Raw genomic sequence first — 20234 nt, 5'->3', positions numbered from 1 at the left:
CTCACGGAAGGCACCCGGTAGCAAACACCCCGCAGTAGGGCACCCGTAGAAACACCTCGCAGTACGCACCCTTTGGCGGCACCGCCGAATGGCACCGCCGGACGGCACCCCCGGACGCCACCGCTCAAGAACGCAACCACAGGAAAGGAACTGTCCGTTGAAGCTCGCATCGGTCCGCACCGCCGACCGCCGCACCGAAGCCGTACGCGTCGCAGACGACGGCACCTGCACCGGGCTCGGATTCGCCGACGTCGGTGAACTCCTCGCAGAGGAGGGCTGGCTGGACACCGCGGCCACCGCCGCACCGCCCTCCGGCGCCGCGGCCAGTACCGGCGCCGCCGCGCACCCTCTCGGCACCGCCGACCTCGCCCCCGTGGTGCGCCGCCCCGGCAAGGTGATCTGCATCGGCCTCAACCACCGCAGCCACATCCTCGAAACGGGCCGCGAACTGCCCGGACACCCCACCCTGTTCGCCAAGTACGCGGACGCGCTCATAGGTCCCCGCGACCGCGTCGAACTCGCCGAGGAGTCCGAACAGACCGACTGGGAAGCCGAGTTGGCCGTCGTCATCGGAGCCGCGGTGCGACGGGCCGACGCCGTGGAGGCCGAGCGCGCGATCGCGGGATTCACCGTCCTCAACGACGTCACCATGCGCGACTGGCAGTACCGCACCGAGCAGTGGCTGCAAGGCAAGACCTTCGAGAACACCACACCCCTCGGACCTGTTCTGGTGACGCCGGACGAGCTGCCGGGCGGCACCGCGCCCGCGCTGACGATGACCTGCTCGGTGGACGACGAGACGATGCAGAAGGCCGACACGTCCGATCTGGTCTTCAGCCCGGTCGAGTTGGTCCGCTACATCTCGACCGTCCTCACCCTCCGCCCCGGCGACGTCATCGCCACGGGCACACCCGGCGGCGTCGGCCACGCGCAGAAGCCGCCGCGCTATCTCACCGAGGGCTCGCGCCTCGTCACCGAGATCAGCGGCATCGGCCGGCTGGACAACATCGCACGGCGGGCCGCCCCTTGACCCCGCCGGATGGGTCGTCGGCTGCGCTCGCCGCGGACCGTGTGCGCCGCTGGGCCACGGACCTCGCCCCGGAGACGCGGCGACGGCGAGTGCGCAGGGTGCGGCGACGGAAGGACGTCCAGGAGGTATGCGACGAGTGGCTCGGGAGGACGAGTGGCTCCGGAGGGGGGGAAGGATCGGCCGGCCCCGGCCGGTGACGCGACCCCGTCCGGCTCCCAGGATCAGATCCCGGGGTCGAAGTCGCTCACGAGCGCCCTCGCGCGCTCCGCCACCTCGTCCGGGAGCGGGCAGGAGCGCCGCGCCTCCGTGTCGAAGTGGACTCCCGTCAGCACCGTGATCGCCGCCACCTCGCCCGTCGCCGCGTTCTCCATCCGGTGGCAGAAGCGGATCACCTTCTCCCGCACCTCCAGCAGCGCGGAGCGCACCACAACGATGTCCCCGGCCAGCAACTCCCGCTGATAGGAGATCCGTTGGTCGACGGCGACCAGGCCGCGGCCGCTGTTGCGCAGATAGCCGGGGGTGACGCCGAAGCTCGCGAAGAGCTGCCAGGTGGCCTCGTCGAACTTCCCGACGTACCACATCACGTTCATGTGGCCCATCTGGTCGCAGTGCCAGGGATAGACCGTCCCGCGGTACATCACGTCCCAGCCGGCGGCGTCGGCGGTCTCAACGGTGTCGGCGGTCTCAACGGCGTCGGCGGCCATGTGTGTCGTCTCCCTCGCTCGGCTCTCCGTACCGGGCTCAGCACGTTAGTCAACGTTAACCGGCGCGAGCACGACAGACGCGAGGACTTCAGGGACCTTGTGGAGGGACTGGGCGGGCAGCGGGCCGCTCCTGGAGCCGGCGCTGCCGGTGCCTGATGCCGCAGGAATTGTCATCGGCGTGACCAGAGCGCTGGACACCACCGCCGACGGACGTATGTTGACCGCATGCAGCCTGTCAGTGGGACATACCGGGTCGGCTCGGGAACAGGGCACTTGAGGTTCAAGACGACCCGCACGGGGCTGGGTCGCAAGGCCGGTCACGACCTGACGATCGAAGTCACCCGATGGTCCGGGGACATCGAGGTCGACGCCGCCGATCCCGGACGGTCGTCGGTGGCCGTCACCGCCGAGGTCGATTCCCTGGAGGTCCTGGAGGGAGTCGGCGGGCTGAAGGCGCTCACGGACGCCGACCGGGCGGACATCAAGCAGACGATACGGAACAAGATCCTTCGCCCCGCCGAATACCCCACCATCACCTTCACATCGACAGGGGTCGCCGGCAGCCCGGAGTCCTTCACCGTGACCGGGGATCTCACGATCATGGGAACGACTCGTCCCATCACCGTCGAGGCACGCCGGGACGCCGACGGTCGCGTGCACGGCGCCGCGACGGTCGTACAGAGCACGTGGGGCATCAAGCCGTACTCGGCGCTCGCCGGCGCCCTGCGGCTGGCGGACGAGGTCCACGTTGAGTTCGACCTCGGCACCCTCGCCTGAGACCGCCGGAGCCCGGTCCTCCACACGCACCGCTGGGCGTCCCGCCGAACCGGTGGACGGCCTTCATCCGCTACGCCGCCGCCCTCCACCGGCCCGTGCCTGAAAACCCCTGGCAGGCCCCAACCCGCCGCGGCTAACGTCCCAGCTGCGACGTACGCGGCCCGGGAGGTTCCAGGTTGTTCAGGCACGACCGTCAGGCGCTCGTCTTCGACGCCGACGACACCCTGTGGGAGAACAACGTCCTCTTCGAGCGCGTCATCGAGGACTTCCTCGACTGGCTGGCGCATCCCACCCTCGACAGACTCCAACTCCGCGCCGTACTCGACGACATCGAGGCGGCGAACACCGTCACGCACGGCTACGGCACCCAGTCGCTCCTGCGCAGCCTCGCCGACTGCGTGGAGCGGCTGCGCCGCAGGCCCGCCACGGCCCAGGAGCACGACGAGATCAAGGAGCTGGCCGCGGCGCTCATCGACCAGCAGGTGGAGCTGATCCCGGGAGTGGCCGACACGCTCACCGCGCTCGGCGACCGCCACGACCTTCTGCTGCTCACCAAGGGCGACCCGGACGAGCAGCAGCGCAAGATCGACATGTCTCAACTGGCCCATCATTTCCGGGAGATCGGCATCGTCCCGGAGAAGAACCACGCCACGTACCGCCGGTTCACCGAGATGCACGGCCTCACGCCCGCCACGAGCTGGATGATCGGCAACTCCCCCAAGTCGGACATCCTCCCCGCACGCCAGGCCGGCATGAACGCCGTCTTCATACCCAACCCGCACACCTGGGTCCTGGAACACAGCGAACTCGACCACGCCGACGCCCAGGTCCTGCATCTGCAGAGCTTCCGCGAGCTGACGAACCACTTCTGAGCGGCAGACCGAGGGTCCGAGGGCGAGCGAGCGAGTCAGCGAAGGGAAACGACGACGATGAACGCTGCACCGCCACCCGCGTCTCCCCGTGACCGTGCGCTGACGGCGCCGACCGTCTCCTGCGTCTTCGTCTGCCACGATGGCGCGGGCCGCATTCTGCTGGCTCGTCGCAGCGCGGGCGCGCGGGACGAGCCGGGTACGTGGGACACCGGCGCGGGCGCCCTCGAACACGGCGAGACCTTCGAGGAGGCCGTCACCCGCGAGGTCCGCGAGGAGTACGGGGCGACTCCGCTCACGATCGAGACCCTCGGCGTACGGAACATCCTGCGCGGCCGGCCCGTCTCACACTGGGTCGCGCTCGTCTTCGCCGTCCAAGTCGACCCCGCCCGGGCCGAGATCGGCGAGCCGCACAAGTTCGACGCCCTCGACTGGTTCCCACCGGACGACCTGCCCCGCCCCCACCACTCCCAACTCCCGCAGACGCTGGCGCTGTTCGGCGCACGTACGGGCGCCGACTCACACTGACCGACCGTGGAGGAGCGGGACGAATGTACGCAGTATCCCTGGGCGACGACGGCGCCGAACTGCGCCCGCTCGAACCGTGGCAGGCGGAGGAGTTCCTGGCGCACATGGACCGGGGCCGGGAGTTCATCGGGCAGCACATCGGACTGGCGGACGCCGTCACCGATTTGGAGTCGAGCCGTTCGTTCCTGCAGTCGTACGCGGACAAGGCCGCGGCCGACGCCGGAAGGATCCACGGCATCTGGACGGCGGACGGCACGCTGGTCGGCGGAGTGTTGTTCCGGACGATGGACGTCCCCAACGGCACCGCCGAGGCGGGCTGTTGGCTGGAACCGGCGGCAGTGGGCAAGGGCCTGGTCACCAGGGCCTCGTGCGTGATCATCGACTGGGCGGTCGAAGAGCGCGGCATCCATCGCGTCGAATGGATGGTCTCGGCGGAGAACGCACCCAGCATCGCCGTGGCCCGCCGCCTCGGCATGACGAAGGAGGGCGTGCTGCGCGAAAGCTTCCCGCACAGGGGCAAGCGGGTCGACAGGGAGATCTGGTCGGTCCTCGCGCCGGAGTGGCGACGACGGCACAGGGGGCAGGCAAGCGACCCCGGGTGACGGCACCCCCGACCCGGCCCGGCGCCCGACGACCTAGCCTGTCGTCCATGGACGAGCCGCAGCAGACCCCACTCACCCGCGAGGAAATGCAGCGACACTGGCAATCGGCCTCCCCGAAGGAGCGCCGCGCCATGCTGCGTCGCGTCCTGGCCTCCGAGCGAGACACCCCGGAGGGTGCGGCAAGGGACCGACGACGGAAGACGATCGTCTACTCCGTCGTGGGGCTCGTCGTCCTCTGCGGGTTCGTCTATCAGCTGCTCACACGATAGGGAGAGCTCCGGAAGCTCTCCGCTTGCGACCTAGACCCTTAGGTCGGATTGCCGCCAGCAGGCCGCAAGCGCAGCGGCCCAAGCTGGCCCCATGACTGCATACACACCCCTTCCCATCCCTGCCTCCGCTCTCAAGGAACTCCGGCACACGGACGACGCAGGGCACCCCATGCGCCCGTACACAGCGCCGGAGGACGGCATGCCGCTCAACTGCGTGGGCAGTCCGCTGCGTTGCTGCCTGCGCGCCATCGAGCCCGGTGAGCGCGTCGCGCTCGTGTCGTACGCGCCTCTGCGGCGCTGGGCGGCGGCGACCGGCGCCGAGCCCGGTGCCTACGACGAGTCGGGCCCGGTGTTCGTGCACGCCGAGGAATGCCAAGGCCCTCCGGACGACGCCCCGGGCTATCCCTTCGCCCGGCCGGGGGCTCTGCGCACCATCCGCCGCTACAACGCCGCCTGCCACATCGTCGGCGGCAGCCTCTTCGAGATCCCCCAGGACGCCGAGCCCGGATTCGACCAAGCCTTGGGGGCGGCGTTCGCCTTGCCGGAAGTGGCCCTGGTGCACGTACGAGCCCTGGAGTACGGCTGCTTCCAGTTCGAGGTACGGAGGCCGTAGGGCAAGGGCACGCCTAGAGTGCCGCCGGCGGACCCGGTCGCACTACGCGTCGGCGGCGGACGGATGGCCGGCCGCCGCTGCGGATTCCTCCTTGCTCAGGGGGCCCTTGTCCCACGGTTCGCCCATGATCCCGTCGTGGCTGCAGTGCAGTGCCGTGAGCGCGGCGAGCATCCGCGGGTCCCAGTCCCCCGTCTTCGCGGTCAGATGGAAGTGGTCGTCCAGACCGCTCCCGTAGTCCAGCACCCGGGCCCCGCCGCTGCGGTAGCCGATCCGCCGGGGCATCCGGAACACGTCACCGCCTCCGATGATGCTCCCCACCGCGATCACGCACTGCACCGGGAAGATCAACCACCACACGCACCACCAGAACCACCGGCCCTTGTAACCCACGGCGGTAGGCCCGCCCGCCTCCTCCGCGGTCCAGCGGGTGCGGATGTGCCCGCCGGTGAAACTCCGCTCACGGGTCGCGCTTCCGACGAACTCCCCCGTCCCGCCGTACACCTCGTAGCGCATGGGCTCCCCCTCGCCTGCGGAGGCCGTGACGACACGAGCCCACAGGTGCCGCCGGTACGGGTCCGTCCAGATCGCGAAGGAGCGCACGCCACGCTTGCGGGCCGCCTTGTACTCCTCGCCTCCGCCGGGCGGCAGTTCGCGGTCGAGGTGGACCCGGTGGCCCTCGGCCTCCAGGGGCGCCCCCACGATCTCGTACCGGGCCCGGCCATCTTCGGCCGGCGCCGACTTCCGGCCCGCAGCGGCCTTGTTCCCCGACTTCCCTTCCTCGGCTGGAACTTCGGCGCGTCGCAGCGCGACGTTTCCACTCATGATCCGGTCCCCCAATGCCGTGCGCATCATCGACGAACGGCAACGTAACAGCGGCCGCGGCCTGTTCATGCAGAGGGGAGGCGGCGCCCGACACAGCGGGTCTCCGACTTCCGGCCCTAACGTCAGTGGCCCAGGCGCCAAGGGCCCTTGACCCTCTTCAAACTCCTTCATGTAGCGTCACGAGCAAGCCTCGACCACACCGACGGCAACAACGGGCAGAGCAAATGGTGAGTGGAGAGTTCCGGATAAACATCCCGCGCGTCGAAAAAAAGGTGGACAAACTCGGCGAGTCTACCGAGCGGATGCAGCAGGCGCGGACCCGTCTGAAGAAGGTCGGCCCCAAGACACTCGGCACCGACGGCCTTGACGAGGCATGCGACACCTTCCAGTCCGAGTGGGAGGACGGCATCACGCGCATCGAGGGCAGCGCCAAGGACATCAAGGACCACCTCCAGACGACCGTCGACGCCTACAAGGCGGGCGAGGAAAAGAACTCCAAGAGCTGGACAACCTGATCAAGTCGGTGGGCGAACGAGGAGGCGTCTGGGAGGGCGAAGCCGCGGAGAGATTCACCAAGAAGCTCGGGGAACTTCCCAAGTACCTTAAGCAGGGCACCGATTCCATGCACGACTGCGCCAAGGCGCTGCGCACGTGGCATGGGAAGCTGCAGGAATTTCAGCAGCGCGCTGAGCGCACGGAGTCGGACGCCGTGGAAGCGCGCAAGCAAGCCGAACGGGAAGACGCCGAATACTACGCCCTGTCGCAGAAGTACGCGGGCAAGGTGATGCCGGTCGAACAGGCCAAGCAGGTCAACGCTCAGATGGACAGCGCCCGGCAGGCTGCCGACCGGGCAAACGACCGTCTCGAGCAGCTCATTCGCGAGGGCGAGAAGATCCTCGCGAACTGGAAGAACCGGGCCGGTGAGGCCGAACGGGCCATCCTGAAGGCCTCCGAGAACCATCCACCGGACAAGCAGCGCAGGTCAACTACTCGGCGCGGTTCAGCCGCTCCAAGACTGGCGTGACGACATTTCTCGCGCTAACCGGCCATGCACCCCGGGTCGTGTATGTGCAGCGCCAGCGGGGCAGTCAGTTCAAGTGGTGAGACACCACGGCGCTGGGCTGGTCCTGCCCACTGTCCCAACTCATCTCGCTGCGCGAGCACCCCCTGCTGGGTCGAGGAGACTTCGAGTTCGGCTTTCCGGACGGCTCCTGGGCCACTCTCTCCATGCATCCCAGGGAATCCTTCCGGGAGCACTTCGCTAACCTGCTCGCTGCGGACGCCTGAACGCCACCAAGGGCAAGGCCACTCCCCAGCGAGCGCAGGGGCAGAACCTCGCAAACACGCTCCGCTGAGCCCTGAACGTCGACGACTTTGGCCATACCGCCGCAGCGGGGCAGGAAGCCCGATCAGTTGTACGGCGGCTGCTGAGGCGGCGCCGTCGGCTGCGGGGCGTACGGCCCCTGTTGCTGCGGGGGCTGCCCGTAGCCAGGAGCCTGGGCGGGCGGGTAGCCACCCGGGGCTCCTGGGCCGCCGGGGCCGTTGTTGCGGTTCCTCTTGCGGCGCCGCACGAGGACGATCGTGAGGACGATGCCGCCGACGAAGAGAAGCCCAATCACGCCTGTGATGATCCACAGGATGACGAATTCCTGGTCAGCCTGCTCCTGCAGGGCCTTCGACTCCTGCTCCTTCTCTGCGACCTTCTCTGCGACCCTCTCGTCCTGCTTGAGGGACTGCGGGACGGAGAGCGGCCCGTACTTGGAGCCCTTGGGGATGTCCTCCTGAAGCGCCGCCAGCGGGCGGATGGAGCCATAGCCGTACTTCTCGTCCGGCAGCTTTGCGCCCTTTTCGGAAGCGGGCATCTGGGCAGTCTTGGTCAAGCGATTGACGATCTGACCCGGGGTCAGATCGGGGTACTTCGCTTTGAGGAGCGCGGCAGCGGCAGAGACATACGCTGCGGAGTCAGAAGTTCCACTTCCTTGGCCGTAGCCATTCTGGCTACTTGATCCGCCAGCGCTGACGATCTCGACACCGGGAGCACTGAGCATGGTTCGGGGTCCATGGCTGGACTTGGGCCACAAAGTACCGCTTTCCCCAACAGCAGTTACAGCCACGGCCCCCGGATAGGCTGCCGGATACTCGACGGGACCCGCCGAGTTTCCCGGTGCCGCCACAACCAGGACATTCTTCTTGAGCGCGTACGCGACGGCTTCTGCTTCCGCCTTGGACGAGGCGGCCCTTCCCTGGGAGATATTGATGACCGACGCGCCTCGGTCAACGGCGTAACGGATGGATGAGGCACCGCCGTTGGACCCATCGTCCCGGATGGGGAGGATCTTGGCTTCAGGCGCAAGGCCCATGACACCGTTGGCATTGCCAGGGCCGTGGCCATGGCCCGCAATCATTGAGGCCATGGACGTTCCGTGGATGTCACCCGGCTCGGGGACTGCGGAGCCACCGTCCATGAAGTCTTTACCTTTGAGGACGTTGCCCTTGATGTCGGGGTGGTTTGCATTCACGCCGTCGTCGATGACTGCGACCGTTTGACCCTCGCCCTTGGTGATCTTCCAGATGGACTCGGCTTTAAGGGACTTCAGCACCCATTGATCGTCTCTGACCTGATCGGCTGCGGCGTTCGGTGCTGACGTAATGACCAGCGCCCCAGTTAGCACTGCGCCACTGATGAGGCGCAAGGTCCGCGTGATGCCCATCTGTCGAGTCCTCTTTTTTTCCGGCGGAGGGGTGCGGCCAAGGCCGCACCCCTGAGCTTGCTGCACCTCGTAGTGTGCCGGTACTCCGTCAGCCGATCGTGGGCGGGGCCACGTCCCGCCGCTTGGGCATCCAGGTCTCCTCGTCCTCGACAAGGTAGTCCGGACGCTCTCCCTGGCTGTTCTCATTCTGATTGCGTCGGCCGTTGTTGCCCGCGACGCCGCCACCCATGACGCCGTTGGCGCCGCGGCCGCGTTCGCCGGCCATGCTGCCGCCACGGCTGGAGTGCAGCCCCTGACCGCCCTGCCGGGCAGCGCCCTTGCCCTGCTGAGGGGTATCGAGAGTGCCGCCCCTCTGGCGTGCAAGCGGCCCACGCCCGGCAGCGGCTCCTACACCCTTGCCTCCGGCGCCGCCCGCTCCGCCTGCACCGGCACCTGCGCCGAGGCCGCCGGGAACTCGCCCGCCCACGCCCCTGCCCGCACCGGCTCCCGTGCCAGCGACGCCGCGGTTGCCAGATGCCTGGCCGACATAGCCCGGGCCGCCAGGAACACCGCCCGCACCGCCGCCTGCACCTGCAGCGGGCCCGCCGCCGGTAACACCGCCCGTGGGCACTCCCTGCGAACCGCCAGGGCGAGGACCTGTCGCAGTGCCCCCCGAAATGCCGTCCACCTTCGTTGCTGCGGCTGGTGTGCCTGCTGCGCCTGGCGAGGTCGACTTCGGGGCGCTCTTCCCGACCGGGCTACCAGCCCGGGACGCGCCAGGGCCTGCTGCCCCCGGCCCGCCCCCATCGGGAGTCACCGCCAGGGGTACGGGCGCCACTCCGCCGGGCTCGCCAGGATAGTCCCCACGATCCTCGTGCCTATTCCAGGGCGGCGGCTTCCTGTTCCAGGACCCCATCGTCTGCGCCTGCGACGTGTATGTGAGCGCCAGGGTTTCCATCAGCGCGGCGGTCTTGAGTTGCTCTTCCTTGCCCGCCGAGAGGTCGCCGCCGTGGCTGTCCAGGGCCTTCTGTGCACCCTGGTTGCCGCTGATCTCGCCCCTCCACTTGTTGTCGTCGCGAGAGAAGCCGTCACCGATCTTGTCCATGGCGCTGCCCACAGTGCCCGGCTTCTCGATCGCGTCGACCTTGGGCTTGATGTCGCTCAACTGCTGGCCGACGTTACGCATCACAGTGGACATGCGGCTGGCGTACGTGGAGCAGTCGGTGATCGACTTGCTGACCTTCCTCGCCTCCTTGGCGAACTCGTCAGCCGACTCGCCTTCCCAGTGCTGCAGCACGTGATCGACGGCCTTGTCGAAGTCGCTCTTGATGCTGCCGCCACCACTCACCAGGTGATCGTGGACGGCCATCCACCCATCGGCAACGTCGAGGACCTGATCCGGCCTGGCCCCGGCGAGCATGGCCTTCATCGAGTCGATGTCTTCGGCTGTTGCGAACGCGGTCTTGACCTCGCCCGGAAAGCACATGTTGCTGTCGGTGAAAGTGCTGAGCCCAGCCTCGTCACCCATGTCGTCCTCGCCCCCTGACCGTTAGTTCCCGGACCCTGAACGGCCGCCGTCCATGCCGTACTTCGCGTCATGCTCGGCGTTCTGGTACTTGCCGTGCGCCTTCTTGGTATTGGACCCGAAGTCCTCGATGACTCCGTTCAAGTACGTGACGATGTCCTCGATGTGGGACTTCATCTTCTCCTGCGCACCGTGGAGGTCGGTCTGCTCGGCGAAGCCTGCGCCGAGCGCCCCGCCGGGAAGGAACGTGTTGTACTTACTCTTCGTCACCGAGTCGCCCATGGCGCTCATCACGCGATTGAGCTTGCGTACGGTCTCCTCGAGTTCACTGAGGTCAACTCGCATCTCACCCACGGCTGCGCCCTCCCCGTTCCTTCTCCGTCATGCGTCTCCGCGTCCGCCCGTGGACGCCGAACGCGTACCTACAGCAGTCCCGGTCTGCCCGGCACCAGGGCAGTCGTCACCATGATGCCGCACGTGCGTTTCAGGTACACCCTAGTAACAGCTACTGACAGCCGATCACCACCCCGGTAACTCCAGCCACACCGGCGGGCGCGGAATCCGGCCCTGCGGACAGTTCTGCCTGCACACTGCGCGTACCAGCGCCGGGGCACGGAAGCGGACTCCGGGCCCGAGGGAGCAAAAGGGGTAAGTTTCGCACATCGAAGGTGAGTTGGGAATGGTCAGCGATACGAGATCGTGATGCGGTCGCACATGCGCCTCTCTCCTCGGTGCCGGGTGACGACGCATCTCCAGCCCAACAACTTGGCACTACCGCTACCGAAGAAGAACCTGTTCAGGACACGAACCTGGACGGCGCCGTCACCCTCGCTGTCCCCACACCACCTGCCGCTTGCCTTCCTGTGCCGGACCGTATAGTCGAGCACGCACGTACGGGGGGCGTGCCGCGGCATGGCCCCGCCGCCACGCGCCCGCCACCGGCGGGCCGTTGAGGACCGAGGAGCCGACGGACACATGTCCTATCCGCCGCCGGGAGCACCGGGAGGCAGCAGCGCCCCGCCACCCACGCCCCAAGTACCCCCGCAGCAGGCGCCGTGGGGACCACCTCCCCAACAAGCGCCGTGGGGGACGCCCACGCAGCAAGCCCCGTGGGGGACACCCCCGCAGCCAGGCGGAGACCACACCGACCGGCGGCTGCTGGGCTGGATCGGCACCGGCGTATGCATCTTCGGCTCCCTGATCCTCATCGCGGGCGTGGCCCTCGGCTTCTACGTCTACGCGGGAACGAGCGAGCAGACCGACAACAGCCAGGCGTACGGGCGGGTGCTGTGGCGCAACGAGCCGGCTGACAAGGTCTTCCCCAGGACGCTCGCGGCCTCCAAGAGCTACATCCACTCGGACGGCGAGGCCTCCGGCCCGCCGAGCGACCCCAAGCGCGGGCAGTGGCAGCGCCTGGGTATCGCGCCGGGCACCGGCTGTACCGAGGCGCTCGGCAGCGCCACCGCGCAAGCTGCCCAACGGGCGGGCTGCAAGGCAGCGCCCCGCGCTACCTACGCGGATCCCAGCGGCAACGTCCTTGCGACGGTGGCGCTGATCGTCAGCACCGACGAGGGCTCCGACAAACTGGCCGAATTCCTAGAAGGTTTGGACAGCCCCCGCGGCTTCAAGCCGGGGGTGCACGCCTATCCGGTGCGCGGCACGATCGCTGCCGAGTGGAGCGACCGGCAGCGCAACGGCATGGGCGGGCAAGAGGTCGGCGGCTCCATGCCCTACGGCGTGGCCGTGACAACTGGTGCCGCCGACGGACATCTGGCAGGGCGTCTGCCTGCCCCGTGGTCCGAGAGATACAACGCTCGCTTCGACCGCCAGCCGTGGTCGGCGGCCGCCGCCAATCTGGCCACCGCCCTCAGCGACCACCTAAATAAGAGCCTGGGAGATACCTGATGTCCCGACTCCTGCGCACGACCGTGGGCACGGCGCTCGGCTGTGTGTTGACCCTGTCCGCCGCGTTCCCGGCCCAGGCCGCAACACCCAGTGGCTGGGAGGCCAGGGCGATGAGCCTGGACGCCGCCCGGTCCGCCAGCCAGGGTCAGGGCGCCGGGATCACCGTTGCCGTCCTGGACAGCGGTGTCAGATCTGACCACCCCGCGCTCAAGGGCCGGGTGGCCGCCGGCCCCGACTACATGAAGGACGGCCACCGCCCGGGCGACCCGCTATGGGGAGAGCACGGGACCGCCATGGCCTCCGACGTCCTCAAGGTCGCCCCCCGCGCCAAGATCCTCTCCGTGCGGGTAACCAGCGACGACGAAAGCAACGATGACCTTTCGGACCGCGGAGCGAAAGCGAAACGCACCTGGGTCGCCAAGGGCATCGATTACGCCCTCAAGCACGGCGCTGACGTGATCTCCATGTCCCTCGGCGGGGAAGGAGAAGCCCTCAGCCACTACGAACCCTCGGAAGCCGACGCGCTGGGCCGCGCCGCGCAGCAGGGCGTGCCCGTCCTCGCAGCGGCCGGCAACGGGGGCAACGAGGACAACGACGCGGAGTATCCCGGCGGTTACCCGTCGGTGATGGCCATCGCCGCCACAGACAAGACCGGCTCACGGGCTCCGTTCTCCACCGTTCACAGCTACGTCGCGCTGGCTGCGCCCGGCGTAAGCATCCCCAGCGCGAAGAACACCGGCGGCTACTACAAGGTCTCCGGCACCTCCCCCGCCACCGCCCTCGCCTCCGGAGTGGTGGCGCTGATGCTCTCCGCCAACGGGGACCTCACCCCTGCCCAGGTACGCACGACCCTCACCCAAACCGCCCGGCATCCTTCCGGCGGCCGCAACGACCTTGTCGGCCACGGCCCGGTCAACGCCGCCGCCGCAGTCAAGGCCGCCGCCAGCCCGCCCAAGGCGCAAGCCGGGCCTCTCGACCACGAGGGGAAGGAACACCTGGCGGCCCCCGACGGCACCACCCCCACCAAGGACGTGCCCGCCCACACCGAGGACATCGTCGCCACTGCCGTCGCCGTTCTTCTGGGCGCCGGCGTACTGACGACCGGCATCCTCATCATCCGCCGCTCCCGCCGTCGCGCGCTTCCCGGCGGATAGGCGCGGCCTGGAGGCCGCGGAGGAAGAACTCAACGGATGGGACGCTCAGTTGCGGCTGTCGATCTCCAATATGCTGCAACTTTCTACGTCAACGAGGGCCGCTAGCTCAGCGCCTTGGCGTACCAGTGCTCCGCCGCGCCCTTTCCGTTGTACGGCGCGGTCTCTTCGTAGCCCTGTGCTGTGTACATGGTGCGGGCCTCTGTGAGCGCGGTGTTGGTCTCAAGGACGATCCGGTGGGCGCCCAACTCCCGTGCCGACGTCTCGGCGGCCGACAGCAGCGCCAGGCCGAGGCCGGTGCGGCGTCCCGCCGGGAGCACATACATCCGCTTCAGCTCTGCCGTCGCATCGCGTCCGCTCAGGAGCCGCACGCCTGCGTATCCCAGCAGCTCGCCCTCATCGCTGCGAGCGACCAGGAACACGCCGTGCGGTGGGCCGAGTTCGTCGTGCGGATCTGTCTGAAGGGCCTTGCGCAGCTCCGCCTCCGTGGGCGGCCGGCCCAGCACCCGTTCACCGATCTCGGCGAAGTACGCCGTGATCGCTTCGTCGATGCCCGCACCACTCACGGGTTCGGGCTTGATGACCCAGTCCATGGGGACTCCTCCCCTCCCGGCCCGATCCCCTATTTCAGGAGAGCAAGCGTCACCATGCAGGCCGCGAAGGACACCGCAACCCCCACAACCCCTCGGTTGACAAGCCGCCGACTGTCCCGCCGCCAACCGAGCACGACAGCGCACAGCCCCGCATAGCTGCACAGGAGATACGGCAGCGTGAGCCAGATACGCAGCCCGGTCATGATCGAAATGGAGACGAGGAGCAACGGCACAAGGACGGCGAGACCGAACAGAATGATGCGGAACAGGCCGGCCTGCTGCTCGGCCAGTTCCTGCGCCGGAGTGCCCGACTGCCGCTCCAGGTCGGGAAGTTCCGGGTTCGTTCCCCCCACCGACCCCTCAACCCCCCACAGCCGTCTGCGGCCTGATCGGGAGCCGGTTGACCGGCATGCCCGTCGCCGCGCGCACCGCCGCCGCGACCGCCGCCGGGGAGGTGACCACCGGAACCGCCGAGGCTGCCTTGGCGCCGAAGGGGGCCACCACGTCCTGTTCCTCGATGAGTTGGACGATGCGGATGTCCGGGGCGTCCAGTGCGGTCGGCAGCGCGTAACCCGTGAAGTCCGGCTGGCGCACGACGCCGCGGTTGATGCGGAGGTGCTCGGTGAGGGCCGCGCCGACGCCCTGGGTGATGCCCGCCTCGATACGGGCGTTGAGCTGCCGCGGGTTCAGCACGCGCCCCACGTCCTGGGCGATGGCCATCTCCACCACCCGGATCGAGCCGAGTTCGACGTCGACGTCCACCACGGAGCGTACGGCGGCGAAGGCCAGCCCCACGAAGGCGTCGCCCTGCCCGGTCTCGTCCAGCGCCTCCGTCGGGTGCGGACGGCACTGGGCGGTGGCCCACAACTCCTTGTCCTCCAGCGCCTCGACGACGGTCGTCGAGAGCACCCCGTCGTAGGAGGTGATCTTCCCGTCGGCGATGGTCAGCAGCTCGGTCGACATCCCGAACTTTGCAGCCAGGGGCTGCAGCAGCTGCGTACGCACCATCTTCGCCGCCCGCTCGACCGCGCCGCCCGACACCCAGGTGTGTCTGCTGTGCGAGCCGGCACCCGCCGCCGGCTGGTCGGTGTCGACGGGTGCGACGTACACCTCGTCGATGCCCAGCGTCTCCTGCACGATCTGGCGGGCGAGCGTCGTGAAGCCCTGCCCCGTCTCGACGGCGGCGCACATCACCGTCGCCACCGGCCCGTTGACCTTCACCGTGGCCGTGGAGACCTCGTCGGTGCCCTCCGCGCCGAGCATGTGCACCATGCCGAGCGCGTAGCCGACGCCGCGCCGCACCGCGCCCGGTTCGCCCGCGCCCTCGGGCCCGCCGGGCAGCAGCCAGTCGCGCTCGGGGCTGTCCTTCGGCAACGCGGGCAGTGGCGCTTCCCGTACGGCGCTCAGCAGTTCGGCCACGGGCGCCGGGCAGGTGACGGTCTGGCCGGTGGGCAGCAGATCACCGGTCGCCATGACGTTGCGCATGCGCAGGTCGGCGGGGTCCATGCGCAACTGCGCGGCCAGCTTGTCCATTTGGCCTTCGTACGCCGCGCACACCTGCATCGCGCCCTCGCCGCGCACATGGCCGGACGGCGGGTTGTTCGTACGTACGGCCCAGCCGTCGATCGTCGCGTGCGGCACCACGTACGGGCCCGCGGCGAAGGAGACCGCGGCGGCGAGCGCGTCGGCGGTGGTGTCCGCGTAGGCGCCCGCGTCGAGGAGGATCTGCGCCTCGACCTTGACCAACCGGCCCTCGCTGTCCGCGTGATGGCGGTAGCGCAGCAGAGTGGGGTGGCGGTGGGCGTGTCCGAGGAAGGACTCCTCGCGGGTGGCGGCGATCTTCACGGGGCTGCCCGTCTTCATCGCCAGCAGCCCCAACGGCACCTGCAGACCGGTGTCTTCGCGGTCGCCCATCGCGCCCGGCACACCCGTGACGACGACCTTGACCTGCTCGGGCGGCAAGCCGAAGCAGGCGGCGGCCAGGTCGCGGTCGGTGTGCGGGTCGGTGGAGGCGGTGTAGATCTCCACACCGCCGTCGGGGCGGGGCACTGCGAGCCCGGCCTCGGCGCCGATGGGTGCGGGGTCCTGGCGGCCGATGCGGTACAGGCCGTCGACGACGACGTCGCCCGTGATGTCCTGGTCGCCGAAGCGCAGCGGGATGTGACGGATCAAGTTGCCGTCGGGATGCAGCGGTTCGGCCTCGAAGGACTTCTCCGGGTCGGTGACGGCGTCCAGCGGCTCGTACTCGACGTTGATCGCCGCGGCCGCCAGCCGCGCCGTGTCGGGGTGGTCGGCGGCGACGGCGGCGACCGGCTCGCCGTAGTAGCGCACGACGTCGCGGGCGAAGGCGGGCTGGTCGGCGACCTTGCGTCCGTGGCCGGCGTCGCCGGGCACATCCTCGTGGGTGACGACGGCGTGCACCCCGGTCAGCGCGGCCGCCGCCGCGGTGTCGATGGAGACGATGCGGGCGTGCGGGTGCGGCGCGCGCAGGACCGCCGCCCACAGCAGGCCCTCGGCCCACAGGTCGGCCGCGTAGGGAAAGGTGCCTTCGGCTTTGGCGGGTGCGTCGGTCGAGGGAAGCGACGCGCCGATCCCGTGCGTGACGGGGCCGCCGTCGGCGGAGTCGGGCGGGAGCGGTGTGCCCTGGGCGGGGGTCGCTGTGACGGCGCCGGGGCCGTCGGCCGTGCTGGTCATGCCGCTGCTGCCTTTCCGCGTCGTCCCTGCACGCGGTGCTCCTGTACGCCTCGCCCTTGTACGCCGTGTCGCTGTGCGCGGTGTCGCTGTACGCCGTCTCGCTGCACGCCGTCTCGCTGCACGCCGTCTCGCCGTGCGCCCTGTCCTGGTGCTGCCCCGCGATGCCGCACGCCCGCCTCCGGTACGCCGGGTCGCCGAACGCCGGGACGCCGTACGCAGCCCTGCCCGCTCCGCTCCCCCCGTACGCGGCGACCGTGAGGCCGGGCCGCCGGGGAATCCCCGAGCCTCATACGCCGCCTCCTCCCGGGAAGTGCGCGCCGCCCGCGCCCGGACCCGCCTGGTGGGGGATGCGCGCCGAGGCGTCGGCCAACTCCTGCTCGTACGCCTCCGCTTCGGCCTCTGCCTCCGCCTCCTCACGCGCGGCCTGCTCGGCACGTTCGGCGACGACGTCACGGACGGCGTCGAGCACACCGCGGTAGCCGGAGCAGCGGCACAGGTTGCCGCTGATGGCCTTGCGGGCCTCCAGTTCACTGGGCGCGTGGTTGCCCTCCAGCAGGTCGTGCACCGTCATCGCGAGGCCGGGCACGCAGAAGCCGCACTGCACGGCTCCCGACTCGGTGAGCGCACGCTGCACGTCGGAGGGCACACCGTCGGCGGCCAGGCCCTCGACCGTACGGATCTCGCTGCCCGCCGCCGTCGCCGCGGGGACGAGGCAGGAGGCGACGAGCCGGCCGTCGACCTGCACGGAACAGGCGCCGCACTCGCCCTGCGAGCAGCCGTCCTTGGCCCCGGCGAGCCCGAGGCGCTCCCGGAGGACGTAGAGGAGGGATTCGCCGATCCAGGCGTCGGTGACGGGCCGGTCGATGCCGTTGACGTGGAGGACGTAGGAGACGTGCGGGTGTTCGCCGCCGAGTTCGGGGGCGAGTTCGACCGGCCGTTCCTCGGAGACCTCGTCGTCGGTGGCCGGTTCCCCGGTCGCCGTCTGCCGGGCGGTGGAGGGCGCGGGCGCGCGAGTGGATTCGGGTGCCGGTGCCTGTGAGGCCGCGGGCGCGTGCCCGGGCGCGGCCTCGGGCTCGGGCTCCGCCGGTGCCGGCGGCTGGGCCCAACCGCCGCCCGCAGCGGGCGAGTTCGGATCCGCGCCCGGGCCCACGTCCGGGCCCTGGTCGCGCTGCCCGTCAACCCCGGCCGGGGCGTCCGTGCCGGCGGCGTTCGTCACGATGCCGGTGCCGGACGAAGGCGTGAACGGGAGTCCCGAGCGCACCGTCCCCATCGCGGGCCGTGCCTCGGTGCCGTCCGGATCGTCCGGGTCGTCCGTGCCGCCGCCCGAGCGCGTGTCGTCCGAAGTGCCGCGGGAGTGAGCCGCTTCGCTCCCCTGCTGCGGCTGCGATGCGTACGCGGTCGCCGTATCCCCCGGAGCGGTTCCCGTCGCCTCCCCCGGTACGGTCCCCGCCTCGGCGGCGGAGCCGGGAACGGCCTCACGACCGTCGAAGTGACCGTCGAAGGGCACCTGCCGGCGCGCGTGCGCCTCGGCGAAGTGCTCACCCCCTGCGATGTCCTGCTGATGCTGTACGGAGCCCGCGGAGCCCTGCTGCGGCGCCGCGGGACCGGTGAACTGCGAGCCGGGTCCTATCGGTTCCGCTTCGTCCGGCGTGACGCCGCCGCCCGTGCCGAGGGGCCGCCGCTGCGTACGCGCCTCGTGCGAGCCGGCGAGCGCCGCGGCGGCACCCTGACCGGCTCCTCCGGGGTCGCCGAACGCCGGGGCCGCGCCGGGCTGTTGGTCCTGCTGCGGTGCGAACTGCTGCTCGTACTGCTGACCGTGCAAGGACGGGTCGTGTGAGAGCGGGCCACCGGCCCCGGTCCCCTCGCCGAACGGCATCGCCCACTGCCCGGCGGATTCCGGACCGCCCGCGGCTGGGGGCGCCGCGGGCTGCCCGGACGCCTGCTGCCCGGCGACCTCCGCCGGGTCCAGCGGCGGCGGCGTGTAGCCGCCCTGACCCGTGCCGGGTGCGGCCAGCGGGCCCCAGGCCTCGACTCCCGCACCGGGAGGCGGCAGCGGACCGGCGGGCAGCTGGACGAAGGCGGTGGCGTCCTGGTCGGACTCGCCGCCCCAGCCTTCCTGCGGGTACGAGCCGTCCTGCGGATACGACGGGTACGGCTGCGGCGGCCCCGGCTGCTGCTGCGGGTGCTGCGCCTGCTGTCCGTAGTCGCCGTACTCGCCGTACTCGCCGTACTCGGTGCCGTAACCGCCCTCGGTGCCGTAACCGCCCTCGTCGCCGTACTCGGCGTACTCGGAGCCGTAGCCGCCGTAACCGTCCGCGTACGCCTGTCCGTGGTGCCCCTGCCCGTGTCCGTACCCCTCGCCCGGCGCGTTGGGGTCGTGCGGGCTGCCGTTGCTCATGCGAGCGCCCTCCCGAGTCCTCGGCGGGCCAGTGTTGCCACCGTACGCCGCAAGTGGAAGGCCGCGGGCGGAAGTGCGGGAGCCTCACCGCCCTCCTCTGCCGGAGCGGGGTCGGGGATGCACGCCATGGCGACGTAGTCGCCGAAGGCGGCGAGGGCCTCGGGGGCGAGACCGCGCTGTCCGTCCCAGTCGATCAGCGACGCGATCCAGCGCTCCGCCTCCAGCGGACGCAGCGGCATCGGCGCGACCGCACCGACCGCGCAGCGCACTCCGCGCCGCACCGGGTCGAGCACGACGGCGACCGAGGCCATGGCGCGGCCGGGGCCGGTACGCCCCGTGGCCTTCAGGAAGGTCTGCGGCGCGTGCAGAAGCGGAACCCGCACGTGCCCGACGACCTCGCTGGGCCGCAGCATGTCGACGCTCGCGAGGAGATGGCTCACCGGGATCTCGCGCCGTGCGCCCTCGGGGCCCGCGACGACGAGCGTGGCCTCCAGGGCCGCCAGCACCGGCAGGGTGTCGCCGGTCGGGTGGGCGCTGACGACGTTGCCACCGAGCGTGCCGGCGTTACGGATCTGGGGCGGTCCGGCGGCGCGGGCGCCTGCCGCGAGCGCCGGGATGAGGGCGGAGAAGTCGGGACGTCCCATGCGGGCGTGGGTGAGGCCGGCGCCGAGGAGCGCCTCCCCGTCCAGGTACTGCCAGCCGCGGATCTCGCTGATCCGCCCGAGTCCGACGAGCGCGGCGGGGCGGAGATGACCGGCGTTCACGCCCGCCATCAGGTCGGTGCCGCCGGCCACGGGCACCGCCGCGGGCACGGCGGAGAGCGCGGCCACGGCCTCGTCGAGTGTGGTGGGCAGCATGACCGACGGCACAGCCTGTGGCGCATGTTGTTCATGCTGTGCTTGCGTGCTCAATCCAGCCGCCCCTTCCCCGGTCGACCCGGCTGCCGTGCCCGTACGGTACGTGCTCACGGGCCGGACGAGGCAACTCTGGCACATCTCGGCGGGCAGTCGGACCGGGGGCCCGGTATGGGCTGTTCCGTCAGCTGTCATCACCCTCGTCCCCTG

Annotated in this window: 21 protein-coding genes; 11 read left to right on the top strand and 10 right to left on the bottom strand. The window is 70.1% G+C overall.

Translation table 11 applies throughout. From position 1 onward, the window contains the following. Positions 1-157 precede the first annotated feature (157 nt). Positions 158-1030 carry a fumarylacetoacetate hydrolase family protein gene (locus tag ACSMXX_RS21195; RefSeq protein ID WP_473180283.1) on the top strand — a complete coding sequence of 291 codons (873 nt, stop codon included), beginning with the start codon at positions 158-160 and terminating at the stop codon, positions 1028-1030. Positions 1031-1251: 221 nt separating this feature from the next. Here ACSMXX_RS21195 and ACSMXX_RS21190 read toward each other — a convergent pair whose 3' ends face one another. Next, positions 1252-1734: an acyl-CoA thioesterase gene (locus tag ACSMXX_RS21190; RefSeq protein WP_473180282.1), complete on the bottom strand. Its 483-nt coding sequence runs from the start codon at positions 1732-1734 to the stop codon at positions 1252-1254. A 225-nt stretch (positions 1735-1959) separates the two neighbouring features. Here ACSMXX_RS21190 and ACSMXX_RS21185 point away from each other — a divergent pair, with 225 nt between their 5' ends. From ACSMXX_RS21185 to ACSMXX_RS21160, 6 genes are all read left to right on the top strand, one after another. Then, positions 1960-2511 carry a YceI family protein gene (locus ACSMXX_RS21185; protein ID WP_473180281.1) on the top strand — a complete coding sequence of 184 codons (552 nt, stop codon included), beginning with the start codon at positions 1960-1962 and terminating at the stop codon, positions 2509-2511. A 176-nt stretch (positions 2512-2687) separates the two neighbouring features. Then, entirely contained in the window at positions 2688-3383 is a 696-nt protein-coding gene (locus tag ACSMXX_RS21180; protein ID WP_473180280.1) for an HAD family hydrolase, read from the top strand. Positions 3384-3440: 57 nt separating this feature from the next. Continuing rightward, entirely contained in the window at positions 3441-3908 is a 468-nt protein-coding gene (locus tag ACSMXX_RS21175; protein WP_473180279.1) for an NUDIX hydrolase, read from the top strand. 23 nt (positions 3909-3931) lie between these two features. Next, positions 3932-4510: a GNAT family N-acetyltransferase gene (locus ACSMXX_RS21170; protein WP_473180278.1), complete on the top strand. Its 579-nt coding sequence runs from the start codon at positions 3932-3934 to the stop codon at positions 4508-4510. Positions 4511-4641: 131 nt separating this feature from the next. Continuing rightward, the gene (locus ACSMXX_RS21165; protein WP_473180277.1) at positions 4642-4779 is read left to right on the top strand and encodes a hypothetical protein; all 138 of its coding nucleotides are present in this window, start codon (positions 4642-4644) and stop codon (positions 4777-4779) included. A 91-nt stretch (positions 4780-4870) separates the two neighbouring features. Further along, entirely contained in the window at positions 4871-5392 is a 522-nt protein-coding gene (locus ACSMXX_RS21160; RefSeq protein ID WP_473180276.1) for a DUF1203 domain-containing protein, read from the top strand. A gap of 42 nt (positions 5393-5434) precedes the next feature. On the opposite strand, the gene ACSMXX_RS21155 is transcribed toward ACSMXX_RS21160, so the two are convergent. Beyond that, positions 5435-6214, bottom strand: coding sequence for a hypothetical protein (locus ACSMXX_RS21155; RefSeq protein WP_473180275.1), 780 nt, complete (start codon positions 6212-6214; stop codon positions 5435-5437). A 302-nt stretch (positions 6215-6516) separates the two neighbouring features. On the opposite strand from ACSMXX_RS21155, the gene ACSMXX_RS21150 reads away from it, so the two are divergent. Both ACSMXX_RS21150 and ACSMXX_RS21145 read left to right on the top strand, forming a co-directional pair. After that, positions 6517-6729, top strand: a complete 213-nt coding sequence (locus ACSMXX_RS21150) for a hypothetical protein (protein ID WP_473180274.1) — start codon at positions 6517-6519, stop codon at positions 6727-6729. 8 nt (positions 6730-6737) lie between these two features. Next, a complete protein-coding gene (locus tag ACSMXX_RS21145; RefSeq protein WP_473180273.1) occupies positions 6738-7238 on the top strand; it encodes a putative T7SS-secreted protein in 501 nt (166 codons plus the stop codon). 385 nt (positions 7239-7623) lie between these two features. Here the strand turns inward: ACSMXX_RS21145 and ACSMXX_RS21140 are convergent, their stop codons facing one another. The 3 genes from ACSMXX_RS21140 to ACSMXX_RS21130 all read right to left on the bottom strand — a co-directional run bounded on the left by ACSMXX_RS21140 (position 7624) and on the right by ACSMXX_RS21130 (position 10774). Next, positions 7624-8925: a S8 family serine peptidase gene (locus ACSMXX_RS21140; protein WP_473180272.1), complete on the bottom strand. Its 1302-nt coding sequence runs from the start codon at positions 8923-8925 to the stop codon at positions 7624-7626. Positions 8926-9013: 88 nt separating this feature from the next. Then, on the bottom strand, positions 9014-10432 hold the full coding sequence (locus tag ACSMXX_RS21135; RefSeq protein ID WP_473180271.1) for a hypothetical protein: 1419 nt from the start codon (positions 10430-10432) through the stop codon (positions 9014-9016). Between the two features lie 21 nt (positions 10433-10453). Then, positions 10454-10774, bottom strand: coding sequence for a hypothetical protein (locus tag ACSMXX_RS21130; protein ID WP_473184888.1), 321 nt, complete (start codon positions 10772-10774; stop codon positions 10454-10456). Between the two features lie 630 nt (positions 10775-11404). Here ACSMXX_RS21130 and ACSMXX_RS21125 point away from each other — a divergent pair. Together ACSMXX_RS21125 and ACSMXX_RS21120 are read left to right on the top strand one after the other, a co-directional pair. Then, positions 11405-12334: a hypothetical protein gene (locus ACSMXX_RS21125; RefSeq protein WP_473180270.1), complete on the top strand. Its 930-nt coding sequence runs from the start codon at positions 11405-11407 to the stop codon at positions 12332-12334. After that, complete coding sequence (locus ACSMXX_RS21120) at positions 12334-13488, top strand: S8 family peptidase (RefSeq protein WP_473180269.1); 1155 nt, start codon at positions 12334-12336, stop codon at positions 13486-13488. Before ACSMXX_RS21125 ends, ACSMXX_RS21120 begins: the two co-directional genes overlap by 1 nt. A 101-nt stretch (positions 13489-13589) precedes the next feature. On the opposite strand, the gene ACSMXX_RS21115 is transcribed toward ACSMXX_RS21120, so the two are convergent. The 5 genes from ACSMXX_RS21115 to ACSMXX_RS21095 all read right to left on the bottom strand — a co-directional run bounded on the left by ACSMXX_RS21115 (position 13590) and on the right by ACSMXX_RS21095 (position 20027). Continuing rightward, positions 13590-14078, bottom strand: coding sequence for a GNAT family N-acetyltransferase (locus tag ACSMXX_RS21115; protein ID WP_473180268.1), 489 nt, complete (start codon positions 14076-14078; stop codon positions 13590-13592). A 29-nt stretch (positions 14079-14107) separates the two neighbouring features. Then, positions 14108-14431 carry a hypothetical protein gene (locus ACSMXX_RS21110; RefSeq protein ID WP_473180267.1) on the bottom strand — a complete coding sequence of 108 codons (324 nt, stop codon included), beginning with the start codon at positions 14429-14431 and terminating at the stop codon, positions 14108-14110. 7 nt (positions 14432-14438) lie between these two features. Then, positions 14439-16772, bottom strand: a complete 2334-nt coding sequence (locus tag ACSMXX_RS21105; protein ID WP_473180266.1) for a xanthine dehydrogenase family protein molybdopterin-binding subunit — start codon at positions 16770-16772, stop codon at positions 14439-14441. A 286-nt stretch (positions 16773-17058) separates the two neighbouring features. Further along, complete coding sequence (locus ACSMXX_RS21100) at positions 17059-19170, bottom strand: (2Fe-2S)-binding protein (protein WP_473180265.1); 2112 nt, start codon at positions 19168-19170, stop codon at positions 17059-17061. Beyond that, positions 19167-20027, bottom strand: coding sequence for an FAD binding domain-containing protein (locus ACSMXX_RS21095; RefSeq protein WP_473180264.1), 861 nt, complete (start codon positions 20025-20027; stop codon positions 19167-19169). The genes ACSMXX_RS21100 and ACSMXX_RS21095 overlap by 4 nt, the downstream gene beginning before the upstream one ends. Positions 20028-20234: the final 207 nt, after the last annotated feature.

This window comes from Streptomyces sp. DSM 116795 (genome assembly GCF_055792905.1).
Note: the sequence above shows the minus strand (reverse complement) of the source record. Positions and strands in the feature narration are given on the sequence as shown.